The organism is Neobacillus soli NBRC 102451, from assembly GCF_001591665.1.
In the GTDB taxonomy this organism is placed as follows: domain Bacteria; phylum Bacillota; class Bacilli; order Bacillales; family Cytobacillaceae; genus Neobacillus; species Neobacillus soli.
On sequence record NZ_BCVI01000056.1, the window covers coordinates 44,630 to 68,753 of the forward strand.

Genomic DNA, 24,124 nt, shown 5'->3' on the forward strand with positions numbered 1-24,124 from the left:
GTTCTTTTTTATAAAAGAAACTGCAAAGATTCGAGAGGAGGAAAAACATGCAACAGCATATGTCAGTCATTTCACTACTAATTGTTGTTACAATGGCATTTTTAACACCAATTATCCTGCACCGGTTTAAATTGAATTTTATTCCTGTTGTCGTAGCGGAAATTATTATGGGTCTTATTATTGGGAAAAGCGGCTTCGATGTGGTCCACCAGGACATGTGGCTATCCACACTTTCGACGCTCGGCTTTATTTTCCTCATGTTTTTAAGTGGACTGGAAATTGATTTTACAGCCTTCACGGGCAGTAAAAGGCGGGAGATTCTTCCTAATGGAAAAAAGGAACCGAATACCTTTGTTATTGCTACCGTCATTTTTGCCGGGATTTTTATTTTTTCACTTGGCTTATCCTATTTATTCGTTATCGCAGGTTTTATTGATAATGCCTTCTTGATGACACTAATCATTTCGACCATTTCATTGGGGGTTGTTGTACCAACCTTAAAAGAAGCCCATTTGATGAAAACGGTCATCGGCCAAATTATCTTACTGATTGCCGTAATTGCTGATTTAGCAACGATGATTTTACTGGCAGTCTTTGTTTCGCTAAATGAACCGGAGCATGGAAATACATGGCTGTTGCTGATTTTGTTTGCTGCAGGTATCGTTCTTTATTTTGTCGGGAAAAGGTTTAAAAATCGGACCTTTATTGAGACATTATCGACAGGGACAGTACAAATCGGAACAAGAGCCGTGTTTACACTTATTATTGTTTTAGTGGGGCTTTCTGAAACACTTGGTGCTGAAAATATTCTTGGAGCCTTTCTGGCCGGTGTCTTAGTTTCGTTATTATCTCCCAACCAGGAGCTGGTACATAAGCTTGATTCTTTCGGCTATGGATTTTTAATTCCGATATTTTTCGTAATGGTCGGTGTAAATCTTGATGTATGGTCACTTTTTAGTGAAAAAAAGCTTCTGTTATTAATTCCGCTCTTATTGATTGGACTTTTATTATCAAAACTTATTCCAGTGTATTTTTTGAAAATTTGGTATGATAAAAAAACGGTTTTAGCGTCCGGGTTTTTACTCACATCAACCCTTTCGCTCGTCATCGCAGCGGCAACAATCGGAGAGAGGATTGGAGTCATTACAGAGCATATGAAGGGGACATTAATACTGGTGGCCGTGATTACCTCTATTTTTACACCTATTGTGTTTAAAAAGCTTTTTCCAAAAGAAGCATCCGCAGGCAAAAAGGTCAGCGTGTCCTTCTTGGGGGCCAACCAAGTCACACTGCTTGTATCCAGAGAATTAAAATCTGGTCTTTATGATCCAGTACTTTATCATCCTAATATGGAAAAATCAGAAAAACAGATTGCCAATTCGCTATTTGATATTGTGGAAATCCCGGATTATTCATTGGATACAATCGCAAACACCAAGGTTTATCATTCAGAAGTAGTCGTGATTTCAACCGGCGATGAGGAGCTGAATGCAACCCTGTCGCTTGCTGCTAAAGAAAAAGGGGTTCCAAGGGTTATTGCCCGGATTGAAAGTCCTGATTTAGAACAAAGTTTACGCAGCTCTAATATCGAAGTGTTTTCGGCCTTTATGTCGACGAAGACGCTGCTACGGTCGTTAATTGAATCGCCAGCCGTGATTAACATTTTAACAAACCAAGAAACAGGGCTATATGAAATTGTCATGATGAACACACACTTTGATGAAATGTCGTTACGGCGTTTTCCCTTTACGGGCGATATCATTATTGTTCGGATTTTTAGAGGGAAAGATTCGATTGTTCCTCACGGGGACACGGAGCTTCAAATGCATGACCGCCTGATTGTTACCGGCACGAAGGAATATGTTGACGAACTGAAAAGAGAGCTCGAATTCTGCGAAACCTGTTAAATAGTTAAAAATTTAACTAAAAGAGACTTGAACTTTTCATTTGTGACAAATTAGTGTAAAATTAGTACCAAGTACTAATAACTCATATAATCGTAGGAGGACTTTTTAAATATGAATCTTTCTTTAGCTGGAAAAACATATGTCGTCATGGGTGTGGCTAATAAACGCAGTATTGCATGGGGAATTGCCCGCTCACTTCATAATGCAGGGGCCAGATTAATTTTTACCTATGCAGGTGAACGAATTGAGAGTAGTGTTCGTGACTTAGCCAATTCTTTGGAAGCTGAAGGAACACTTGTACTTCCGTGTGATGTAACAAACGATGAAGCGATTGCAACGTGCTTTGCTGAGATTAAAGAGGCTGTTGGAACAATTCATGGGCTGGCACATTGCATTGCGTTTGCCAAAACCGAGGAGTTAAAAGGTGAATTTGTGAACACATCTAGGGAGGGTTTCCTGCTTGCACAAAATATAAGCTCTTTTTCTCTAACGGCTGTTGCAAAACAAGCACGTGACTTGATGGCAGATGGCGGAAGTATTGTGACATTAACCTATTTAGGTGGAGAGCGTGCCATTCCAAACTATAATGTAATGGGTGTAGCGAAAGCATCCCTTGATGCAAGCGTCCGTTATTTAGCAGCTGATCTAGGAAAATTCGGCATTCGTGTTAACTCGATTTCTGCGGGTCCCATTCGTACATTATCAGCCAAAGCTATCGGTGAGTTCAATTCTATTTTAAATGAGATTGAAGAAAGAGCACCATTACGGAGGGCGACAACTACAGAAGAAGTCGGTGATACCGCCCTATTCCTGTTCAGTGATCTATCCCGTGGAATCACTGGTGAAAACGTCCACGTTGATTCCGGATATCATATTCTTTAAAACAAAAGGCCCGCAGCCACTGCGGGCCTTTGTTTATTTTCGCTAAATGAAAATTCTTGTGAACGAGTATAGGCATTTAGCATAAATATAAAGTGTGTAGGAATACGTAATAGGAGGTGCAATGCATGTCGAAAAAGAGGAGTCAAGGACCACTTCTATATGTCAATCAACCGTTATCAGGGACTTCTTCCAACAACAACATGCAGGAAGTATATACAAGCAAGTTAGACCAAGAGAAACTGCTGGAAGAAAAGCAGCAAGTGAAAGCAGTCAGAAAGAAACATTCTCCCACAAAACAGGAAATAGAACATGAGGCAATTTCTGTTGAAGAGGTGCAGTCCTCATCATCCACCCGAGATCAGGAAAAACATCGTCCTTCTTTTAGCAGGGTAAAGCCCTTCAAAGAAATGAAATTAAATGAACGATTAGATTATTTAATCAACTTTCCGAAGGTCCTTCCACCCGTTCCATGCGTCTTTTATACCATCGAAAAAAGTTATCAAGGTTACCTTACCAAATACGATGAAGATCAAGTAACCATCAAATTTCATGATCAAACATCTAAAACCCTTCCCGTAGGTGCAATTAAAGATGTCCTGATGATTGGGATAAAAAATAGTTGAAAAAGCAAAAAAAGCCAGCCGATTAAACCGACTGGCTATATTTTTAGTTACAAATGCCTAAGTTTACATCCGCAATACACTGAACTGCACAGAAACAGCTTAAGTCAACTGTAATGCAGTCGTTGCTTGCGCGGAACCGTTCAACTTGACAAACCTTTGAAAGATCAATACAGCATTTATCTCCGCCTGAAACCAAGTTTACTGGTTGGAAGTGGCCGCCCTCACGGCGTCCCGGTACTAACACACGAAGTGTCGCACAGCAATTATCAAATACATCTTCTACGCGGAAGTAGATGGATACACAGGCATTGTTTTCGTTGCTAAAGAATGCATGAAATGGAGAACCGTCCGCCGTACTTAAAACAAACACGCGAGTATCAACTGGCTCTCTCCTAGCTGGTGACACCAATGTACCTAGTGGTTCTGTAAAACAACTGGAACACTCTGTACATTCTTCTTCGACAGCGTTATCTTGGATATCTTTAATGGCACGAACGACTTCGCAAACACAGTTGCCATTTAGAAAGTCGTTATTATTATTATTATTTCCACAACCCATTTATTTTTCCTCCTTTATCCGTGATATATACCTTACATTACTAACATATTTCACTGAGCCCTTTTGGGTTACGGACAATTGCCTCTTTTTGAAAAAATTAGGCGGATAAAATATATGATGCAAAATAGAAAGGACCATTGAATTATGAAAATAACCATCTTAAACCTGTTCATTTTATCGCTTGCAAGCTTCAGACTGACAAGATTGATTGTCTTTGACAAAATAACCGAATTTATTCGGGAGCCCTTTTTTGATGAAGTTGCAGAGGAAAATGAAGAGGGAGAAATCGAGGTTTATTACATCCCGAAGAAAACGGGGGCAGGAAAGTTTTTGGGTGAACTTCTAAGCTGTTATTGGTGTACAGGAATTTGGGCCTCTACGGCAGTCGTGGGAATGTTTCTTCTATCCCCTGATTACACCACACCAGTGATCCTCGTTTTAGCCGTTGCCGGCCTTGCTTCAATATTGGAGTCGATCGTTCAGCTATTTATTGAAAAATAATTTTTTTGCTGAGACAAGACTTGCATAACAGTCATATTCTAACTAGTAGTGAATGATAGCTATAGCAAGGGAGAGAGAAAAATTGAACAAGAAAAGAAAGAAGACTCAAGCAGCACAAACAACACAGGGAACGCAGCCAACAAAAAGTGTAAAGAAAAAGGGATGCGGCTGCGGTAAAAAAACAACAAAGTAAACAGAGGGTAAACTGTCAGGTGACTGGCAGTTTCTTTTTTTTCTAAAGATAAAAATTACAAATAACTAGTTATAATTTCAGCCAATCTCGAAAAAACTATATGGAAGTGTTAAAAAAAAGAACTAGGGATGGGAATCAAATGAACTATATTCATCGATTGATATTATTCGCTTGTTTAATTTTACTCTCCTCCTGTAATCAACATCAACAGGTCAAGGATAGCCAATTAGCCTTTATGAAAACAACAAATCTAAATGCGGTCATAACGGATAGAAATAAAAGTCTTGATCGCGTGAAAGAAATTAAACGAGATGTTAGCAGGGTGCCGGAATTATATGATGTTGCCGTCGTGGAAGGAGAAAAGAATACACTTGTTGTTTATAAGGTCAAGCATATGCATCGTTTCAGAATGAAGAAAATCGAAAAGAACGTAACGGAAATGCTTGAAAAAAAATACCCAAACGAAAAATTTACTGTCTCTAGTGATTATAAAATATTTCTTGAATCGGTACGGCTCTATGAGCGAATGAAGACGGCTAAATTTTCTCATCAGGATGCAGAAAAACGCTTAAAGGAAATCGTCAAAATGACAAAAGATACGAAGTAAGAAAGGGAGAATATAGATGGCAAGTAAGCAAAATAAAATGACTCCTCAGCAACAGAACTATCAAAAGCTTCAACAAAAGCATGAAATAAAAAGGCCAGTTCTAAAAAATTGCCTAAAAGCCTTTCTTGTGGGCGGGTTGATTTGTGTAATTGGCCAAGCCATCAGTTATTTTTACCTGTATTTTTTTAATTTTACAGAACAAAATGTTGGCAATCCGACTGTGGCGACAATGGTCTTTTTATCCATGTTATTAACTGGCTTTGGTTTGTATGATCGACTCGGACAGTTTGCAGGAGCAGGCAGTGCCGTACCCGTTACTGGCTTCGGAAATGCCGTTATTTCGGCGGCTATCGAACATCGAACGGAAGGGTTTGTGTTAGGTGTAGGAGGAAATATGTTTAAACTTGCGGGTTCAGTGATCCTTTTTGGGGTTTTCTCAGCCTTTGTCGTCGCACTTATAAAAACACTATTGGTGATTTGGGGGGTCTTGTAATTGTTAAAAGGACATCAGTCATGGGTCTTCGCAAACCGGCCAATGATTTCAGCAACAGGTGTTACGGGAGGCCCATTTGAAGCAAATGGAAAGTTGGCCAATGATTTTGATCTATTATATGAAGACTTATGGATGGAAAAAGAGTCGTACGAGAAAGCGCACCGGTTATTACTAGAAGAGGCCATTAAAATCACTTTACTAAAAGGGAAAGTCCAAAAGGAACAAATTCAATTTTTATTCGCCGGGGACTTAATAAATCAAATTACACCAACAAGCTTCGCGGCAAGAACAATGCAAATCCCTTATTTTGGACTTTTTGGTGCCTGCTCGACATCGATGGAAGGCTTGGCACTGGCCTCGTTCGTTGTCAATTACCAAGGAGCGAAATTCGTACTTACAGGTGCATCAAGTCATAATGCAGCCGTGGAAAGGCAATTCCGCTACCCAACTGAATATGGCGGTCAAAAGCCTCCGACAGCACAATGGACCGTGACAGGTGCTGGTGTTGCCCTAGTTGTCCCGAATGATCCATTACTTCAAGAGCCGGTGACAACCTCAGCGACGATTGGAAAGGTTATTGATATGGGCCTAACCGACCCGTTCAATATGGGAGGAGCAATGGCACCAGCTGCCGCGGATACAATTATCGCTCATTTCCGTGACCTTCAATTAGACCCCTCGTATTATGATTTAATTGTTACCGGAGACCTTGGCAGGGTCGGTCATGACACTGCATTCGAATTACTCAATAAAAGTGGTCTAAAATTGGAACGAAAGCAATTTCAGGATTGCGGCCTATTAATGTATAAGGATGATCAACCGGTTCAAGCAGGAGGAAGCGGTGCGGGGTGCTCTGCAACAGCCGTTTATGGACATCTGCTCAACGAAATGAAAAAGGGTACATATAAAAGAATGTTAGTAGTGGCAACAGGGGCGTTGTTATCGCCGCTCAGCTTTCAGCAAAATGAATCAATCCCATGTATTGCCCATGCTGTTGCCATTGAAATGAATGGAGAAAGAGGGTAAAAATATGCTAGCAATGTTTTTCTGGGCGTTTGTTATTGGAGGGGTATTCTGTGTGATTGGACAGCTTTTATTTGATGTCGCGAAACTAACCCCTGGGCATACGTTAAGTCTGCTTGTGGTTGTAGGAGCAGTTTTGGATGGCTTCGGCCTATATGAGCCGCTGGTTGACTTTGCTGGGGCAGGAGCAACTATTCCTATTACCAGTTTTGGAAACTCCTTGGTACATGGGGCGCTTGAGGATGCAAAGCTGCATGGTCTGATTGGTGTATTAACAGGGATGTTTCAGGTAACAAGTTCTGGAATCTCGGCAGCGATTATTTTCGGGTTTATTGGAGCCCTTATTTTTAAACCTAAAGGGTGAAATGCACATTTTTCTATCTAATTCTTTGTTTAGAAGGTCATGCCTACACACACTATTAAGTAATTTCATATGTTATTAATGAGATTACTTAAGTGAGGTGACAGTCTATGTGCTATGGCGGATACGGATACGGCGGAGGTTACGGCGGAGGTTACGGCGGAGGTTCAACTTTCGTTTTAATCGTCGTATTGTTCATCCTTTTAATCATTGTTGGAGCAAGCTTCTTTTAATAAATAATCAGCTTGTTTCGATGGGAGGGGTTGGCAAAAAAAATGGCCAGCCCTTTCTATTTTATTCACCAATTTATCCTTCCTTCATACAATAAAAGTAGCTTATGAAGGAGCGTGATTATTGAACATGGATAATGGGTTCTTTAAAAATATTGAAAAGAAAACGGGCGTAAATATGAAGGATATCTTTGATTTAGCTAATTCATTACAAAATGCCAATTTCAAAGATGAAAAAACCGTCCGTAATGTGATTCGTCGAGTTTCTCAAATTGCCAATAAACCGGTAAGTAAAGAAATGGAAGATCAAATTGTCAAATCAATCGTGAATGATGGCAAGCAGCTTGACTTCAATACAATCGCGAATATGATGAATAAAAAGTAAGAAAAAAGAAGACCAACTCCTAAAAATCTTAGGATTCGGTCTTCTTCTTTTTATTTAGCGGAGCGAGAAAGCGTGACCGGCCTGCCTTTTTCCCTCTTCTATTGCTCGGGACAGAGATTAATAGTTCCTGTTTGGCACGAGTCATCGCCACGTAAAATAGTCTTCGTTCTTCCTCAAGAGCAGTAAAGTCACCGCCTCGATAAGCTTCTAAAGCAAAGTCATGCGGGAGGCTCCCATCGACCGCGCCGATCATATAAACGGTTTGATACTCAAGCCCTTTAGCGCGGTGGATGGTACTAAGGCTGATGGCATCGCTAAAATGCTTACTTAAATTTTTAATTTCCTTTGTACTTGCCGACATATGCTCGGCATGTGCCAGCAATGCTTCAATTGTAACAAAGCTCTTTGCCGCCACCTTGAGGTCCTTAAGGTCATCCGAGCCTTTTTCTAACTTACTCGACTCATTTCCCCGTTTCTTTAGAAAATCAAGAAAACCGATGTCTTTTTCAATCTTTTCAATCGCTGTTATTGGTGACGAATGTTTCAACCCGCGAATAATAGTAACAGCCTTTTTCAGTTTCTTTTCTTGAAAAGCGTGTTTGGTAGTTACGTGTGAAAGTGCCTCAAGAAGACTGCAGTCTTTCAATATACTTTGTGCTTTTAATTCTTTAAGGACTGTCTGCTTTAAAAACAATAATGGTAATATATCTGCTAACGCTTGAGGATCATCTTCATATAAACTAACCTTCAGAAATGAAAGGGTGCTTCTGACAATATAGCGATCGTAAAAAGATTCCGCATCCAAATCAATTTTGAAAGGAAGGTTGGAGGCGGCCAATCGTTCAAACACTGCGCGGGAACCGACATTGGTTCGATAAAGAATCGCAAAGTCAGAGGGATTTGAACCAGCACCAATCCGTTCCTGAATATCGGTGACAATCATTGTTGCCTCTTCCTCTTCATCGTAGGGGAAAAATAACAGCGGAACTGTCCCTGAGGCAAATTGCGCCTTCATCTTCTTCGTTCTTCTTATTTTATTCGCAGCAATCATTTGATTGGAGGATACAACGATTTCATGGGAGGAACGATAGTTTTGGTCAAGGGTAACCATTTTGGCGTATGGAAAATCCTTTTCAAATTCTAGCAAATAGCTTGGGTCACTGCCCCTAAATGAATAGATAGCCTGATCATCGTCGCCAACTGCACAAACATTTTTATGCTTTCCAGAAAAAAGTTTTATGAGCTCATATTGGACCTTATTAATATCCTGAAACTCATCAATTAAAAAATAATGAAACCGTTCTTGATATTGTTCGAGGAGAGCAGGAGCGGAGTTCAAAAGCTGATAACAGCCAATCAGCATATCATCGAAATCAAACAATCCCTCTCTGTATTTATATTCCTCATATTTTTTATAAAGGAACACAGTTTTCTCTTCCCATTCGGATACGGGCTTTACTTCATTTGGAAACAATAGTGAGTTTTTCCATAAGCCGATTTGTTGTAGTGCTAAATCATAGGCAAATTCTTTTTCTGATAAATCGAGCTCTTTACCGGCTTCCTTGAGAATTTTGTCCCGCTGCCAATCTTTTTTCAGTAGCTTATTAGATGTCCAATTACTTGAATCATGGAACATAAGAATCCGATAAAAAATGCTGTGAAAGGTACCGGTAACAAGTTGATTGATCCTTTCCTGTTTCATTTGCGGATACGTGAGTAGACGGTTCTTCATTTCAGCCGCAGCTTTTGACGTGAAAGTAACAAGCATAATGGACCGTGGATCAATCTGTTTGTCAGCAAGCATATAAGCCGTCCGTGCTGTTAATACCCGGGTTTTGCCGCTTCCGGCTCCGGCAAGGACTAATAACGAGCCGTCCGTCTCCATGACAGCTGCTGCCTGACTTTCATCCAGGACGATGCCACTATCCGCCAGCAGTTGGAGAAAAGATGGGCGCTCCTGAGGATTGGCAGTGTTTGTCTGTTTAAACGGAACCGTGTATTCAATCTTTTTGGAAGGGCTGAAAAGTTCCCCGCTTTTTGGAGTCTCGGTAATCGTTCTGCCTTTAGGTAGTTTAAATCCATTCTGCTCGCTATAGGTTTGAGGGGACTCTATTTTATCGATTGATACAGCGGGATCCGGATCCGGACAATCTCTTTCAGGTGCATGGGCATGAAAAAAATGCGGTGAGTCTTGGATCCCAAGAAACAGGCGAACCTTTTTGCTACAGACAGGGCAGTGCAGCTCACCATTTTTCCCCGCGAGAAATATTTTTTGATATTGATCCCTTGATAATTGTCCAAGAACAATATTCTGATTTTGATATATAGCTGTTTTCATATGTTTAAACCTCTATTTCGAAAAATAAACCATGTACTATCATAACAAAACCAACAAGTAATCGAAAGTGTTTGCTAGATAAAAAGCACCTGCCGTTGAAACGACAAGTGCTTGGCTTTTGTTATTTTTCTTTAATCATCGTTTTATGGGGAATTCCGGCATCCAAGAATTCCTCTGAAACTATTTTGTAACCGAGACCTTCATAAAAAGGAATGGCCTGTGTTTGGGCATTAAGCTTTAATTTATGAATTCCATGTTCACGAGCATATTCCTCGATTCCCTTCATAACTGCTTTCCCTGCACCGGTCTTTCTTGCCCCTTTTAACACACAAATTCGTTCCACTTTTCCATAGCCATCGACGACGCGAAAACGTCCGGCACCGACGGGGCTATTTTCTTGATACATAACGAAATGAGTGGCTTCATCCTCGAATGAATCAATTTCCTCCTCAAGCGGGACATGCTGCTCGTCAACGAAAACAATCTTTCTTACTGAAAAAGCATCTTCTCGTTCTTGTGAATTTTCAACAACCTTTACTGTCACGTTAACCTATTCCTTTCCTAGCCGAAATGTTTCATAAACAGTCCAAGATCCATTTTCTAATTGATAAAGAAGATGGAAGCGGTCAACAATCTCTTCGTGATTGACCTTTTTCATGCGAAGTGAGCCAAGTACATCCGAGTGCTCATCATTGGAAAGCTCTTGCCCAATCGTAATATGCGGAACAAAGGCATAATCTAAGGCTTGCTGGCTAAATTCCTGATTGATTTCCTTATGCAAAGCAGAAAGCTCTTCCGTTGGATCAACTTTAAAATAAATAACATTATTAACTGGTTGAAAAGAACTAACTTTGGAAGTCTTTAGTGTAAAAGCCTGGTGATTTTGAGAAATTTCCCGTAATTTATCAGCAAAATCTTTCGCATTATCTTCCGTTGCTTCAAAGCCATTCTTTAATGTTAAGTGTGGAGGAATTAGGGCATAATGCGGATCATAGCGTTTGCGGTAAGAATTCACTAAATCTTGAAGATTTTTTGATGGAAAAACGACAACTCCAAATTTCATACGTATACCTCCGTGTTAAATAGAATTCTTTCTATAATAAATTAGGTGATTCCGAAATGAAAAGACTAAAAACCCAATAGGCCTTCTTGGTATTATAGCAAATTTTCAAAATATATGAAATCATTTATCTCACAGCCATTGGATCAACGAAAATATTCTTCTTGCTAAAATAGCATTTTAAGAGCTCTTCTTAAATCAGGCTGCCAGTATGTCCATGTGTGATTTCCGGTAAACTCTTCATAAAAATAGGTAAAGCGTTTTTCTGAAATAACCTTTGAAAGGTTTCGATTCGGGCTAAGGAAGTCGCTGACTTTCCCGTCCGTCATTTGCACTTCCGTTTCGAGCTTTCCTATGACGTGATAGATTTCTACAAGCTGCGCTTCCGAAAAGTCTTCAACCAATGCCAACACCTGTTCATCCACATAGGGAGACTGGAGTAGTACTTTACCAAAGGTATGCGGGTATTGAAGTGCCGTCATCAATGAAACAGTGGCACCAAGAGAATCACCGATAAGTGCCCTTGTCGATCCCATATGATAGGTAGGAAACTCCTTATCAAGAAATGGAACTAATTCATGGGCAAGGAAACGAATGTATTTTGGGTTCTGCACGCCATCAGGATGGTATTTCCTGCGCCGGTCAGCTACATCCTTATAGGGTACCCCAACAATAATTAAATTTTCAATTTCTCTATCAAAAAGAAACTCGTCTGCCAATCGACCAATTCTGCCGAGTTGGAAATAATCCCGGCCATCCTGGGCGATTAACAGCGAGTATTTATATAACGGCGAGAAATTTGCAGGCAGGTAGACGAGGAGCTGCATTTCCTCTCCAAGCTCAACGCTATGAAAGGTTAGTTCTTTAATTGTGCCTTTTGGAAACTCCATGTGACGTATCCCTCCATGATTCGATAGTACTCAACTGCATTATAACAAAACTCATGAGGAAATGCTTTAAGAGCGGAGGGAACTGGATATTTTGTTGATATAAGTGGAAGGGGGGCTTAGTGAAGATATCGACTTTTAGACCGTGATTCGGGCATAATTGATAAAATGTTATCGCGTTTAAAGGTCCGTATTTGTTTTCGCAGCAAACAAAAGCCGCGAATATAGTCATCATTTACTTCTTTTACAATCAATACCCGCTGCGATAACTTCTTGTTTTCAGCAAGATAAATCATCTCTAACGGTATATTTTCCTCAATCGAACGGATAAAAAGCCCATCCATATGAATCCCTCCTTTTCTTAACTTATAATATCATTATATTCGAACGTTTGTTCTTTATTCCGTCGGGTGAGGAGGAAAATTTTTATGAAGAAAAGAAAAATCAGTGTTGACATTTTTAACTTTTTCACTATAATTATATATGTAGCTTAGCAAAAGATAATAAGCTCCTAAATCAAATACGACTTGTTAGCTCAGTGGGAGAGCACTTCCTTGACAGGGAAGGGGTCGTGGGTTCGAATCCCTCACAGGTCATCAGTTTAAGGTAAGGCACATTCCTTTTTGGGGAGTGTGCCTTTTTTGTTTTCTATATGAATCTAAATCCACGTCGTAATTTCCATTCAAATTCGTTCTTACACTATAAGATATCCATCTAAACCCAATGATAGAATAATAGACTTTTGCCTCAATCCATTCTCCCTAAAGTACATAAGATGTAGTAATGTTTTTGCTGAACTTCTTGGCATAATTAATTGTTAAATGTACCTTGGCTTGCTTCCTACATTTAGGAAGGAAGTAAGCTCAACCTTATGATTATTCCTGTGTTTCAAAATTGGACAGGTTTTCTGGGGACAATTTTGGGTTTATTTTAAAAAAGATTTTATAAAGGAGAAAGGAGATTGAATATGTTTGAAAATGTTTCTATCATCATTCCTTTCCAAACGGACCATGGTCCAAGAGAAGAGGCATTTGAATGGCTAAAAAGATATTACGCAGCCGTAATGCCTGATGCCGAATTATGTTTAGGCGTTTACAATGGGAGTGAATTTAATAAATCAAAAGCTGTAAACCGAGCTGCGAAAATGGCCACGAAAGATATTTTTGTCATTGCGGATGCAGATATTGTTTACGACCCTAGGATTATACTAAAGGCCATTGAATTACTTAAAGAAGCGGCATGGGTCGTCCCTTTTACAGAAATATATGATATTCCTATGGAAGCAACAAAATATCTGCTTAGAAAACAACCGAAGTGGCCGCTAAGAGTAGGAATAGAAGAATGCAATAAAGCCAACTGGATCTATGAAGGATTTGCTGGAAAACTAAATGTTATTCCACGAGCAAATTTCGAGGCTGTGGGAGGTTTTGATGAACGGTTTGTTGGCTGGGGAGGGGAAGATGATGCCTTTTCACATTCCGTCAACACGCTTTGTGGTCAATTTGTAAATTGTGATGCAAAAATATTTCACTTGTGGCACCCAGCTTCTCACTATGTTACGAACCCCAATGGTGAAGCGAATAAAAGGCTTCTGAAACGGTATATTTCTGCAAGTGGCAACAAGAATAAAATGGCAAAATTAATGAATGAACGTGGAGTGTATCTAGAAAATAATAAACGTAACATCCCTGAAAATTTTAATAGGAATACGAATTCCTCCAATAGTAAAATTTGTTTCATGATTCTTGTTCATAATCGTCGCGATCTTATTAAAGAATTAATTAATAATGTAAGATATTATTGTCCAAATAGCACAGTGGTCTTATACAATGGCGGGGATGATCCAACCCTTTGTGATAATTTAGGGGTCCCGGTATGTCCAGCCAGCCGAAAACTGGAGCGGGGCTTCACAACTATTTATTTTCTTGAGACGATGGAATGGCTTGAAGAAATGAGAATGGATTATCAGTACCTTATAAATATAGATTCAGATGCCTTGTTTATTAGAAATGGATATGAGCAATTCATTCAAAGGGAAATGAATGATACGGATTACATGGCCGTGAAACTGCGGATACCTGAAAAAGATTGGTATATTGGTAACGAACTAAAGAAGGATATTAATAGATGGAAAAGTCTATTTAATGTAGATCCCTTCTACGGTATCTTCAACGTAGGTCAGGTTTTCAACAGATCACTTGTAAAAGCCTTGATTCACCCGGAAAGAAAAGAAAAGCTAAAAAGGGCGCTCCTAAAAACGATATCCTTCGGCACGGATGAGATTTTTTACGTCAATATGGCAAGGGAACTTGGTTTCAGAATCAAAAACTATCCCAACCATACAGACGAAATGATGATTCGCTATCGTCCATACTTTACATTGGATGAAATGATTCGCAGCCTTAATGAGATAAAGAATAGTTGGTTGTGTCATCCTATCTATAGGGAAAAGGATGATTTGGTAAGAAAACTAATCAAACATCTTGGAACAGAGCACTATGGTAAAAAATACCTGAGTAAAGAGTACCCATGGTATCAAAGTAATCAGATGAATTACGCACCATCTTTACCTATTGTAAGTAGTTTTGGAAGTGAAGAAATTATTGTAAGGTCTGGCAGTTACCTGACCCATTATTGGCAACATCAAAAAGACAAAAAGTGGTACAAGAGTGAAACGTTTGCAAAAGGAGTTACGGGTACCCCCGTTATGTATGAAACAGCTACAGGGCAGTTTGAGGTGGTGAGTAAGCTAGCTGCAGGCGGAATTGCTTTATGGTGGAGAGAAAATCTGGAAAATGGGCAACAATGGCATGGACCATTTCGAATTTTAAACGAAGATGTCGACCCAATTATGCTTGCCCAGCTAGAAGATGGAAGACCTATTTTAATTTGTAAATCCGGAGAAAAATTGATTAAATTGGTCTGGGATTAGAGAAGTCTGCTAATGGTAGATTTTTTCAGGGAGGTAAGTTGGTTAGAAAGGCTAATCATCACAAAGTAAGTTAAAAAAAAGAGCTAACACTCCATGTTAGCTTTTTTTTACACATCTAAAAGATATCACCAAGCAATACTGCTATTAAACATAAGAAATTTCTCAGCTATTTAACGGCTTTCCAAATTGTCCATCTATCCTTTTCAACTATGTTTTTATTTGTTGAAATGGACTCATCCATACGATTTATTAATAATTTCAATTCTTTATCGTCTAATTCATGCAAAATACTTCTTCCAGTTCTTTCGCTTAAGTCTTTAAATAATTGCTCTTTACCTTCATATACTTTTCTAGTTTCCCACAACTTAACTTCTTGGATTTCTCTAAATCCAACTTCCTTAAGGATTTCAATTACGAATTGACTATTGTGTCGGCGTTTAGTCTCTTTTTCAATTAGTCTTGGAAAGAATTCAAAGAAATGTCCTCTTATATGGCTATCATTACCTTCCAATAAACAATCTTCAGGAGTACGGTCTTGAATAATATAAAATCCGTCGTCCTTCAACAATCTATATGCTTCGTTAAAACAATTTTGTAGATCCTCTATATGATGTATTAATGCTCTTTCAAGTAATAAATTATAATTGTTACCTTCTAAGCCAGTATCCAAAGCATTTCCTTTCTTAAAAGATATGTTTTTATATTCTTTGCAGTTAACTCTTGCCCCTTCAAGTATTGTTTCAGAAAAATCGATACCAGTAACAGAAACCACTCCCATATCTGATAATGCCTTGGAATAAATTCCTCCACCACATCCAATGTCCAAAGCCTTAGAAATATTCTCGATTGGTACAAGATCGTTTATTGCTTTAATCCATGAATTGTCAGCCTTTCGAGTTGTATAAGTAATGCCATTTTTCTTACTGTGAAAATCAATCCCCACTTTTCATCCCTCATCTCTAAATCTATCAAAAATAGTACAGTTAAATTTTACCACAAATGGTTTTAATGATATATCAAGTGCCTCCTTTAAATGGGATAAATTGAGACCTTTCTTTTAGGTGTCCTGATTTTATCCTATATAAGGTTTTTATCCATATCCTAAGCCAGTCTTCGGTCACATAAACCAAATAACGGGCAGCTCTCACAAATCGGCGATGTTTTGCAATGCTCCTTCGCATGTTCAACGAGTAGGGCGTGGAATTCATTATACAACATCAAGTCCATTGGCAAATCTTTTTCAATTTGCTTTCTAAATTCATCATATGATTCAGGCATATCATATCCCAGGCGGTAAAATATTCGTCTTGCGTAGGCATCTACAACAAAAATCGGAATATCAAATGCGTAAATCAAGATGACATCAGCCGTTTCAGGGCCGATGCCCTGGATGCTTATTAGCTCTTTGCGCAGTTGATGCCTGTCTATTTTTTTTATCAAATCGATGTCATAATTATAGGTTTTAAACCATTTCATATATGACTTAATCCGCTTTGCCTTAATATTGAAAAAGCCGCTGGGCCTTATTAGATGGGCAAGCTCGTCGATAGATAAATAGTCTATTGCTTCAGGCTTCAAAAATGGCTTTAGATTATCTAGGGCTTTGTCCGCATTTCGCCAGCTCGTATTTTGAACGAGGATTGAGCCCATCATCATTTCAAACGGCGTCTCCGCTGGCCACCAGCGTTGAGGGCCATAGTGTTCATATAATTTGTTGTAGATTAATTGGTATTTGTGCTTCATTTTATCACCGTTTCTTTTCCTGCATCGATTTCCGTTTCAACCTGCGGATTAGGGTTTTTGTTTCCTTATTCGGCAGAAATTTTTACGTTTCCTATTTTTAGTAAAGGACTCGCCATAAGTAAAATGTGGCATAAGCTTGCCAATTCTCCCACATGGTTGAATACACTAAGAGTTCTTCCTTCACGGGCTTTTTCTCTGAACCGGTCAGATGTTTGATGGCGTTATGCAGTCCAACATCATCAATCGGATAGGCAGAGGTAAAGTGCAAGCAGCGCATTAACACATAATTTGCTGTCCAAGGACCAATCCCGCGAATCTTGATTAAACTCTTTTCAGCTTCTTTAAGGCTATCCATTCTCAATAATTCTTCCTTCGATAATTCCCCGCTGGCCATCAATTGAGCAATGCCAATAATATATTCACTTTTTTTCAAGGTCATTTTAATATCTGCTAGGTCTTCAGTTGTTATTTTTGCAATTTGTTCGAAGGAAGGAAACACCCAATAGTTCTTGCCATTCCATTCGATTGAATCGCCAAATTTTTCAACAAATTGTCTCTTTAGTGTGTAGGCGAATGCTAAGTTTATCTGCTGCCCTAAGACACCCCAGCAAAGAGCCTCAAATAAATCGGGAACGCCGATCACACGTAAACCGAAAAATTCCGCGACGGGCCCCTTAAGGAGCGTGTCAGCTTTTGCCATCTCATAAAATGGCGATAAATCACGATCAAGGTCAAACCATTCGCGAATGTACCTGACTATCTCAGCGCGCTCCGACTTATTACGAGGTCTAGAGTCATTTAAAAACTGCACAATCATCTGATTATAATCATTTACGTATATTTTTACCAAGGTTCTTACTTCTTTTACAGCAATTACCCTAGTAATTATTTCGTTTTCAACTTCAAACATACATTCATTTTTGTTCCGCTCTAAATAGCCAAGATTTGCTTTTATATCAAAATCCCCTGGCAAGTCGATGATGATATCCCCATTGACCTCTTGCCAAATGTCCATTGTATTTTGTCGATTAGCCACATTCAATCCTCCGCATCTTTTTCTATCATTATCACAAAAAGTAATTTCATTATCTTGCTTTTCTATTCAAAAAAACTTATTTTCAAAAGAAAGAGGGTTATATTTATAATAACAAAGACTTCATTATCTTGCTTTTTTATCTGGAAAAACCTACATTCAGTTTGATCCGGAGATATAATGGTGGAGAGGTGGTCGAAATGATTCAAGAGGATTGTAGTGACGAAATCATGACAGATGAAAAGTGGCAGGCCATTATCGGCAACGATGCAGCGTATAATCATCAATTTTTCTATGCTGTAAAGACCACGGGGATTTTCTGTAAGCCGTCATGCAAATCACGCGTTCCTAAAAAGGAAAATGTCCGGATCTTTCAAAACGCTGAAGAAGCACTATCGGCCCATTTCCGTCCTTGTAAACGATGCAAGCCCACAAATGAGCGATTACCGGATAACGATTGGGTGGCGCTCATTACAAAATACATTGATAAGAATTATTCTGAAAAGCTGACACTAGAAACGCTGGCTGAAATGAGCCATGGGAGCCCGTATCATTTGCATCGGACATTTAAAAGGATTACCGGGATTACGCCTGTCGAATATATCCAGCAGTTCAGAATAAATACGGCCAAAAACAATTTATTGCATTCAGATAGATCGGTTGCGGATATCGGAAAATCAGTGGGAATGGCTAATACTCCCTATTTTATTACTTTGTTTAAAAAGATGACTGGGAGTACACCAGCACAATTTCGAATTGAGAAATCGGAGGTTTGCCGAAATGATAGTATGGAATAAGACACACATATATTGGTCACTGTTTAAATTTAAAGATTGGAATTTATATTTAGCAGCGACAGAGAAGGGACTTTGTTATGTTGGTTCACAAAACAAGTCGTTTCAGGAGTTGTCTGTTTGGGCAGAAAAACGGTTTCCCGGCAGCACTCTAGTGGAAGATACTAAGAAGCTAGAGGCTTATTCAGCCCAACTAATCGAATATTTTGAGGGGAAACGAAAAAAATTTTCGGTCCCGTTTGATTATCATGGGACAGAGTTCCAAGTGGCGGTATGGAATGCGCTTTGTGAGATTCCATTTGGAGAAACAAAATCCTATTCTGACATTGCAAACGATATCAATAAACCTGCCGCTGTTCGGGCAGTAGGAGCGGCAATTGGTGCTAATCCGGTGTTAATTACTGTGCCGTGTCACCGTGTTGTCGGAAAAAATGGCTCGTTGACCGGCTACCGTGGCGGTTTAGAGATGAAGACACAACTCCTTGATTTGGAGCGGCATTTACCCAGCTTTAAATAATGTCATGAGAAAAAAAGTAATTTGATTTCTTTCAATGGGATACTTTAGTCACTTTTTCAGTCTATAAAAATAGAAAAATAGAAAGAGGGTCCATATATATGAAAGTTACACTTTTTGCTACATGCCTAGTAGATTTGTTCCATAGCAATGTCGGAAAAGCGACGGTCGAGCTGCTTGAAAGACTTGGCTGTAAGATTGATTTTCCTGAAGCTCAGATATGCTGCGGGCAGCCGGCCTATAATAGCGGCTATACAAAGGGATCAAAAGAAGCAATGAGACAAATGATTAACACGTTTCAGGAGGCAGAATATGTGGTGTCACCGTCAGGTTCATGTGCTTTCATGCTTAAAGAATATCCTCATATTTTTAAAGGTGACCCTGTTTGGGAATCGAAAGCAAAAGAACTGGCAGAGAAAACCTATGAGCTTACCCAATTCATTGTTGATGTTCTGCAGGTGGAGGATGTCGGTGCCATATTTGAAGAAACTGTCACATACCACACTTCCTGTCATATGACGCGACTTTTAGGGGTAAAAGAAGCCCCAATGATTCTATTGAATCATGTAAAAGGCCTAAAATTTACAGAATTACCAGGCAAGGAACAATGCTGCGGCTTTGGAGGTACCTTCTCCGTCAAAATGGCACAAATTTCTGAGCAGATGGTCGATGAAAAAGTTTGCCATGTAGAAGAAACGGAGGCAGATTACCTTATTGGTGCGGATGCAGGCTGTTTAATGAATATTGGCGGACGGATTGAGAGAAAAGGAAAACCAATAAAGGTTCTGCATATCGCCGAGGTGTTAAATAGCCATTAATTTACGTTCAAATAGAGAATCACTTAAGGATGGGGGAATTGATAGATGGCTATGAAAATTGGCAGCGAACCATTTAAAGAACGTATCGATAATGGGATTCATGACGACTTTATGCGTGGTGCGGTTGCCGGTGCGCAGGATGGTATGGGTGTAAAAAGACGCCTCGCCACCGAGGAACTTGGGAACTGGGAAGATTGGCGCTCACATGGGGAAGAAATCAGGCAGCATGTTCTCGAGCATTTGGATTATTATTTGGAGCAATTAAGTGAGAATGTGGCGAAGCGGGGCGGGCATGTCTTTTTTGCCGAGACGAAGGAAGAGGCGAATGATTATATTCGCGGAATTGTTCAACAGAAAAATGCCAAGAAGATTGTAAAGTCCAAATCGATGGTGACCGAGGAAATCAGCTTAAATGCTGTCTTGGAACAAGAAGGCTGTGAGGTAATTGAAACCGATCTTGGCGAATACATCCTTCAAGTCGATGACCATGACCCTCCATCACACATCGTCGTACCTGCCCTACATAAAAATAAAGATCAAATTCGAGACGTGTTTACCAAAAAACTTGGCTACAACAAGACATCAAAGCCAGAAGAATTGGCCTGGCATGCCCGCGAAATGCTGCGCCAGGAATACCTTACAGCCGATATTGGCATCACCGGCTGTAACTTTGCGGTTGCTGAAACAGGCTCGTTCAGTTTGGTTACAAACGAAGGGAATGCGGATTTAGTCACGGCCTTACCGAAAACACAAATTACCGTCATGGGGATGGAACGGCTTGTTCCGACCTTTGAAGAAATGGAAGTTCTTGTTTCGCTTCTAACAAGAAGTGCAGTCGGGCAGAAATTAACAAGTTATATTACCGTACTGACAGGACCAAAAGAGGAATTGGATGTCGACGGTCCAGAAGAATTTCATCTAGTAATTCTAGATAATGGCCGTTCCAATATTCTTGGCGGGGAATTCCAGTCTGTATTGCAATGTATTCGCTGTGCCGCATGTATCAATGTCTGTCCAGTTTATCGCCATGTTGGCGGTCACTCGTACGGTTCCATTTATTCTGGGCCGATTGGTGCCGTGCTGTCTCCATTACTTGGCGGCTATGATGAATATAAAGAGCTTCCATACGCATCGACACTTTGCGGGGCGTGTACCGAGGTCTGTCCAGTGAAAATTCCATTGCATAACCTTCTTCATAAACACCGCGAAATTATTGTTGAAAAAGAGGGAAAGGCACCAATTTCGGAAAAACTTGCGATGAAGGCATTTGGTTTGGGGGCAGCATCACCGATATTATATAAGCTGGGTTCTAAACTGGCGCCAACTGCAATGAATCCATTCACAGTGGGGGATAGAATTTCGAAGGGACCCGGACCACTAAAGTCCTGGACAGACATTCGTGAGTTCCCGGCACCAAATAAAGAGAGATTCAGAGATTGGTTTAAAAACCGTGAGAAAGGGGACAAATGATCATGACTGGAACAATCCAAAATCGCGAGAAGTTTTTAAATCAGCTTGCCAGCCGTCTTGAGCGTCCGCGTAATTCTTCTCCAGTTGAACGACCAACTTGGAAATTTCGTCCTCAGGATGAGGTATTAAAAAATGCTTCGCAGGATGAACTGCTAGAAGTCTTGGAAGAACAATGTAAGAAAATCCATACGAGCTTTTATAAAACGGACCGGAAGAACTTGTCGGATACTCTTAATAAAGTCGTTGCCAATTACGGCGGCGGACCAATTGTTACCTGGAAGGATGAGCGCTTTTCAGAATGGGGACTCGATTCTCTTTTTAAACAAGAGTGGCCGAGTCAAAATATTGATGTGTATGAATGGGAGCACACCAAGGGGGTGGAAAACATCGCAAAAGCGGAGAACGCCAATGTTGGAATTACCATCAGTGAAATTACATTGGCTGAATCCGGGACGGTTGTTTTAATAAGCGATGAGAATAAGGGTAGAACGGTTAGCTTTTTGCCGGCAACATATATTGCCCTTGTTCCGAAAAGTACCTTGGTACCACGAATGACACAGGCAGCACAAAAATTACAGGAAATTTACAATCGGACTGGTCATGTTGCTTCCTGCATCAATTTCATAACCGGACCAAGCAATTCCGCTGATATTGAGCTGAATCTTGTTGTTGGCGTCCATGGTCCAGTGAAAGCATCCTATATTGTAATCAATGATCTATAAGAAAAGGAGTGAGGATTTACGCTGTATTAGGCGCAACCATAAGGAGCTAGTGGAAAGTTTATTATTATTTCTACCTTGGTATATCTTTTTTCAGTAGTGTATCATAAAGTTGTGTTGTTAATTATTCGGAATAATAGGTTAATATGGATTTTTCACAGATTGGCAGAAAGGAGCTAACCGAATGGTTTTTCATCTAGAAGATGTCTCACTAAAACGAGAAGGAAAATGGATCTTACAAAATATTAATTGGGAAATCAAAAAAGGAGAGCATTGGGTTTTATTTGGATTAAATGGAGCGGGAAAAACAGCCATTTTAAATTTGCTCAATGCCTACTATTTCCCGACAAAAGGGAAAGTCACCGTTCTTGGCAGGGAGTTTGGCAAAACCTATCTCGGGGAGAAACTACGAAAAGAGATTGGGTTTGTTTCGTCCTCTCTTCAAGAAAAGCTTCACCCAGGTGATAATACCTTTGAGGTGGTCTTAAGCGGTGCCTTTGCTTCCATCGGTCTTTATGAAACACCAACAGATGAAATGCGAAAAAGCGCAATCACTTTACTAGAGAATCTTGGATGTATCGAGTATGCCAACCGAATCTATGAAACCTTATCTCAAGGGGAAAAACAGCGGGTTCTCATTGCCCGGGCTTTGATGTCGTACCCCTCATTGCTCATTCTTGATGAGCCAACAAATGGAGTGGATTTTGTTGCACGGGAACAGTTGTTAGAATCTATTGAGAGCATTGCGAAAAATAAAAATGCTCCAACAATTATTTATGTAACCCACCATGTTGAGGAAGTATTGCCTGTTTTCAATAAAACTTTATTACTTCAAGAAGGACAAGTTTTTTCAATGGGGAATACTATGGAGATGCTAACAAGTGAAAACCTTTCCCAATTCTTAGGTATCCCTGTTGACGTTATATGGACAAACAATCGACCATTACTTTCTAAGATAACAACTATATTAAGGTAGCTGAAAATGTTGGTATCGGAGTGATTAATAAGGATCAAGGAAGGAATTAATTATGAAATATATAAACATCGCAAACACCGATTTACAAGTTTCTAACATCATAATGGGCAATATGCGCATACCGCAGCTGTCATTGCCTGAAGCGGAGAATTTAATAAGGACAGCAATGGATGAGGGTATTAATTTCTTTGATCACGCGGATATCTATGGCAAGGGAAAAAGTGAGGAAATTTTTTCAGAAGCGATTCAAATGAATTCGAGCATCCGTGAAAAAATGATCCTCCAAAGTAAATGCGGAATTATCTCTCCTGAAGGCTATTTTGATTTTTCAAAGGCGCATATCATTGAGTCAGTAAATGGGATTTTAAAGCGGTTAAAAACCGACTATCTCGATATTTTGCTGCTTCATCGCCCCGATGCCTTAATGGAACCTGCTGAGGTTGCGGAGGCATTTGAAGAACTTCATGCCAGCGGCAAGGTAAAGTACTTTGGCGTATCTAACCATAACCCAGCCCAGATTGAATTGTTACAGAAATACATACCACATAAATTAGTGGTAAACCAGCTGCAGTTTAGCATTGCGCATACACCTATGATTGACTCGGGAATTGCGCTAAATATGAAGATTGACCAGGCAGTTAATTGTGATAGCAGCATTTTGGAATATTGCCGCCTAAATGATATCACGATGCAAGCATGGTCACCTTACCAGCACGGTTTCTTCGAAGGGTCGTTCTTAGGTGATATAGAACGTTTTCCAAAGCTGAACGAGGTTATCGATAACATTGCCAAAAAATATGGCGTTACGAATACGGGCATTGCTACCGCCTGGATTACACGCCATCCTGCTAATATTCAGGTAGTGCTTGGAACGACTAAGGCTGAGCGGCTGCAAGATGCATGTAAAGGTTCTGAAATTAAATTGACTAGAGAAGAATGGTATCAAATATATAAAGCAGCAGGAAATATCGTACCATAATACAAAAAAACGGCGTGGAATCCTCATTCAACCAAAGAGGATTCCACGCCATTTTAAATTAATCTGAATTTAAACCGACTGGGGGCTTACTATAATA

At 39.8% G+C, this 24,124-nt stretch carries 27 protein-coding genes and 1 tRNA gene; 19 read left to right on the forward strand and 9 right to left on the reverse strand.

What is annotated here, in order from left to right:
- Window positions 1–47 precede the first annotated feature (47 nt).
- The 3 genes from BSO02S_RS19180 (at window position 48) to BSO02S_RS19190 (ending at window position 3,412) form a co-directional block, all read left to right on the forward strand.
- Window positions 48–1,907 (forward strand): monovalent cation:proton antiporter family protein, encoded by a 1,860-nt coding sequence (locus BSO02S_RS19180; protein ID WP_066071217.1) that lies wholly within the window; start codon window positions 48–50, stop codon window positions 1,905–1,907.
- A gap of 111 nt (window positions 1,908–2,018) precedes the next feature.
- A complete protein-coding gene (gene fabI, locus BSO02S_RS19185) occupies window positions 2,019–2,789 on the forward strand; it encodes an enoyl-ACP reductase FabI (RefSeq protein ID WP_066071220.1) in 771 nt (256 codons plus the stop codon).
- A gap of 125 nt (window positions 2,790–2,914) precedes the next feature.
- Window positions 2,915–3,412, forward strand: a complete 498-nt coding sequence (locus BSO02S_RS19190; protein WP_066071222.1) for a CotO family spore coat protein — start codon at window positions 2,915–2,917, stop codon at window positions 3,410–3,412.
- Window positions 3,413–3,455: 43 nt separating this feature from the next.
- On the opposite strand, the gene BSO02S_RS19195 is transcribed toward BSO02S_RS19190, so the two are convergent.
- The gene (locus BSO02S_RS19195; RefSeq protein WP_066071225.1) at window positions 3,456–3,971 is read right to left on the reverse strand and encodes a CotY/CotZ family spore coat protein; all 516 of its coding nucleotides are present in this window, start codon (window positions 3,969–3,971) and stop codon (window positions 3,456–3,458) included.
- Window positions 3,972–4,115: 144 nt separating this feature from the next.
- On the opposite strand from BSO02S_RS19195, the gene BSO02S_RS19200 reads away from it, so the two are divergent.
- From BSO02S_RS19200 to spoVIF, 7 genes are all read left to right on the forward strand, one after another.
- Complete coding sequence (locus BSO02S_RS19200) at window positions 4,116–4,472, forward strand: DUF1360 domain-containing protein (RefSeq protein ID WP_066071229.1); 357 nt, start codon at window positions 4,116–4,118, stop codon at window positions 4,470–4,472.
- A 332-nt stretch (window positions 4,473–4,804) separates the two neighbouring features.
- Window positions 4,805–5,272, forward strand: coding sequence for a sporulation protein (locus BSO02S_RS19205; protein ID WP_066071233.1), 468 nt, complete (start codon window positions 4,805–4,807; stop codon window positions 5,270–5,272).
- Window positions 5,273–5,288: 16 nt separating this feature from the next.
- Window positions 5,289–5,765, forward strand: a complete 477-nt coding sequence (gene spoVAC / locus BSO02S_RS19210; RefSeq protein ID WP_066071236.1) for a stage V sporulation protein AC — start codon at window positions 5,289–5,291, stop codon at window positions 5,763–5,765.
- Window positions 5,766–6,791, forward strand: a complete 1,026-nt coding sequence (gene spoVAD / locus BSO02S_RS19215; RefSeq protein ID WP_066071239.1) for a stage V sporulation protein AD — start codon at window positions 5,766–5,768, stop codon at window positions 6,789–6,791.
- 4 nt (window positions 6,792–6,795) lie between these two features.
- Window positions 6,796–7,152, forward strand: a complete 357-nt coding sequence (spoVAE, locus tag BSO02S_RS19220; protein ID WP_066071242.1) for a stage V sporulation protein AE — start codon at window positions 6,796–6,798, stop codon at window positions 7,150–7,152.
- Window positions 7,153–7,259: 107 nt separating this feature from the next.
- On the forward strand, window positions 7,260–7,382 hold the full coding sequence (locus tag BSO02S_RS19225) for a YjcZ family sporulation protein (protein ID WP_066071244.1): 123 nt from the start codon (window positions 7,260–7,262) through the stop codon (window positions 7,380–7,382).
- A gap of 127 nt (window positions 7,383–7,509) precedes the next feature.
- Entirely contained in the window at window positions 7,510–7,764 is a 255-nt protein-coding gene (spoVIF, locus tag BSO02S_RS19230; RefSeq protein ID WP_066071305.1) for a sporulation-specific transcription regulator SpoVIF, read from the forward strand.
- Between the two features lie 28 nt (window positions 7,765–7,792).
- Here spoVIF and BSO02S_RS19235 read toward each other — a convergent pair whose 3' ends face one another.
- The 5 genes from BSO02S_RS19235 to BSO02S_RS19255 all read right to left on the reverse strand — a co-directional run bounded on the left by BSO02S_RS19235 (window position 7,793) and on the right by BSO02S_RS19255 (window position 12,393).
- Window positions 7,793–10,102 (reverse strand): ATP-dependent helicase, encoded by a 2,310-nt coding sequence (locus tag BSO02S_RS19235; protein WP_066071247.1) that lies wholly within the window; start codon window positions 10,100–10,102, stop codon window positions 7,793–7,795.
- A gap of 121 nt (window positions 10,103–10,223) precedes the next feature.
- Window positions 10,224–10,646, reverse strand: a complete 423-nt coding sequence (locus BSO02S_RS19240; protein ID WP_066071250.1) for a GNAT family N-acetyltransferase — start codon at window positions 10,644–10,646, stop codon at window positions 10,224–10,226.
- A gap of 6 nt (window positions 10,647–10,652) precedes the next feature.
- Entirely contained in the window at window positions 10,653–11,165 is a 513-nt protein-coding gene (locus BSO02S_RS19245; protein ID WP_066071253.1) for a YjcG family protein, read from the reverse strand.
- Between the two features lie 164 nt (window positions 11,166–11,329).
- On the reverse strand, window positions 11,330–12,052 hold the full coding sequence (locus BSO02S_RS19250) for an alpha/beta hydrolase (RefSeq protein WP_066071256.1): 723 nt from the start codon (window positions 12,050–12,052) through the stop codon (window positions 11,330–11,332).
- Window positions 12,053–12,168: 116 nt separating this feature from the next.
- Complete coding sequence (locus tag BSO02S_RS19255) at window positions 12,169–12,393, reverse strand: hypothetical protein (RefSeq protein WP_066071260.1); 225 nt, start codon at window positions 12,391–12,393, stop codon at window positions 12,169–12,171.
- A gap of 180 nt (window positions 12,394–12,573) precedes the next feature.
- On the opposite strand from BSO02S_RS19255, the gene BSO02S_RS19260 reads away from it, so the two are divergent.
- Window positions 12,574–12,645 (forward strand) — tRNA-Val (locus BSO02S_RS19260).
- 371 nt (window positions 12,646–13,016) lie between these two features.
- The gene (locus BSO02S_RS19265) at window positions 13,017–14,981 is read left to right on the forward strand and encodes a glycosyltransferase family 2 protein (RefSeq protein ID WP_066071263.1); all 1,965 of its coding nucleotides are present in this window, start codon (window positions 13,017–13,019) and stop codon (window positions 14,979–14,981) included.
- 166 nt (window positions 14,982–15,147) lie between these two features.
- Here the strand turns inward: BSO02S_RS19265 and BSO02S_RS19270 are convergent, their stop codons facing one another.
- The 3 genes from BSO02S_RS19270 to BSO02S_RS19280 form a co-directional block, all read right to left on the reverse strand.
- The gene (locus BSO02S_RS19270) at window positions 15,148–15,924 is read right to left on the reverse strand and encodes a class I SAM-dependent methyltransferase (protein WP_066071266.1); all 777 of its coding nucleotides are present in this window, start codon (window positions 15,922–15,924) and stop codon (window positions 15,148–15,150) included.
- 158 nt (window positions 15,925–16,082) lie between these two features.
- Entirely contained in the window at window positions 16,083–16,724 is a 642-nt protein-coding gene (locus BSO02S_RS19275; protein ID WP_066071269.1) for an endonuclease III domain-containing protein, read from the reverse strand.
- Between the two features lie 97 nt (window positions 16,725–16,821).
- Window positions 16,822–17,739 carry a DNA-3-methyladenine glycosylase family protein gene (locus BSO02S_RS19280; protein WP_066071308.1) on the reverse strand — a complete coding sequence of 306 codons (918 nt, stop codon included), beginning with the start codon at window positions 17,737–17,739 and terminating at the stop codon, window positions 16,822–16,824.
- 218 nt (window positions 17,740–17,957) lie between these two features.
- Between BSO02S_RS19280 and BSO02S_RS19285 the strand changes: the two genes are divergently transcribed.
- From BSO02S_RS19285 to BSO02S_RS19315, 7 genes are all read left to right on the forward strand, one after another.
- A complete protein-coding gene (locus tag BSO02S_RS19285; protein ID WP_066071271.1) occupies window positions 17,958–18,554 on the forward strand; it encodes a bifunctional transcriptional activator/DNA repair enzyme AdaA in 597 nt (198 codons plus the stop codon).
- On the forward strand, window positions 18,538–19,068 hold the full coding sequence (locus BSO02S_RS19290) for a methylated-DNA--[protein]-cysteine S-methyltransferase (protein ID WP_066071274.1): 531 nt from the start codon (window positions 18,538–18,540) through the stop codon (window positions 19,066–19,068). The genes BSO02S_RS19285 and BSO02S_RS19290 overlap by 17 nt, the downstream gene beginning before the upstream one ends.
- A 98-nt stretch (window positions 19,069–19,166) precedes the next feature.
- Window positions 19,167–19,883: a (Fe-S)-binding protein gene (locus BSO02S_RS19295; protein WP_066071278.1), complete on the forward strand. Its 717-nt coding sequence runs from the start codon at window positions 19,167–19,169 to the stop codon at window positions 19,881–19,883.
- Window positions 19,884–19,928: 45 nt separating this feature from the next.
- Window positions 19,929–21,353, forward strand: a complete 1,425-nt coding sequence (locus BSO02S_RS19300) for a LutB/LldF family L-lactate oxidation iron-sulfur protein (protein WP_066071281.1) — start codon at window positions 19,929–19,931, stop codon at window positions 21,351–21,353.
- A 2-nt stretch (window positions 21,354–21,355) separates the two neighbouring features.
- The gene (locus BSO02S_RS19305) at window positions 21,356–22,075 is read left to right on the forward strand and encodes a LutC/YkgG family protein (protein ID WP_066071284.1); all 720 of its coding nucleotides are present in this window, start codon (window positions 21,356–21,358) and stop codon (window positions 22,073–22,075) included.
- A 181-nt stretch (window positions 22,076–22,256) separates the two neighbouring features.
- Window positions 22,257–23,048: an ABC transporter ATP-binding protein gene (locus tag BSO02S_RS19310; protein ID WP_066071287.1), complete on the forward strand. Its 792-nt coding sequence runs from the start codon at window positions 22,257–22,259 to the stop codon at window positions 23,046–23,048.
- A 52-nt stretch (window positions 23,049–23,100) separates the two neighbouring features.
- Entirely contained in the window at window positions 23,101–24,027 is a 927-nt protein-coding gene (locus tag BSO02S_RS19315) for an aldo/keto reductase (RefSeq protein WP_066071290.1), read from the forward strand.
- Window positions 24,028–24,124 lie beyond the last annotated feature (97 nt).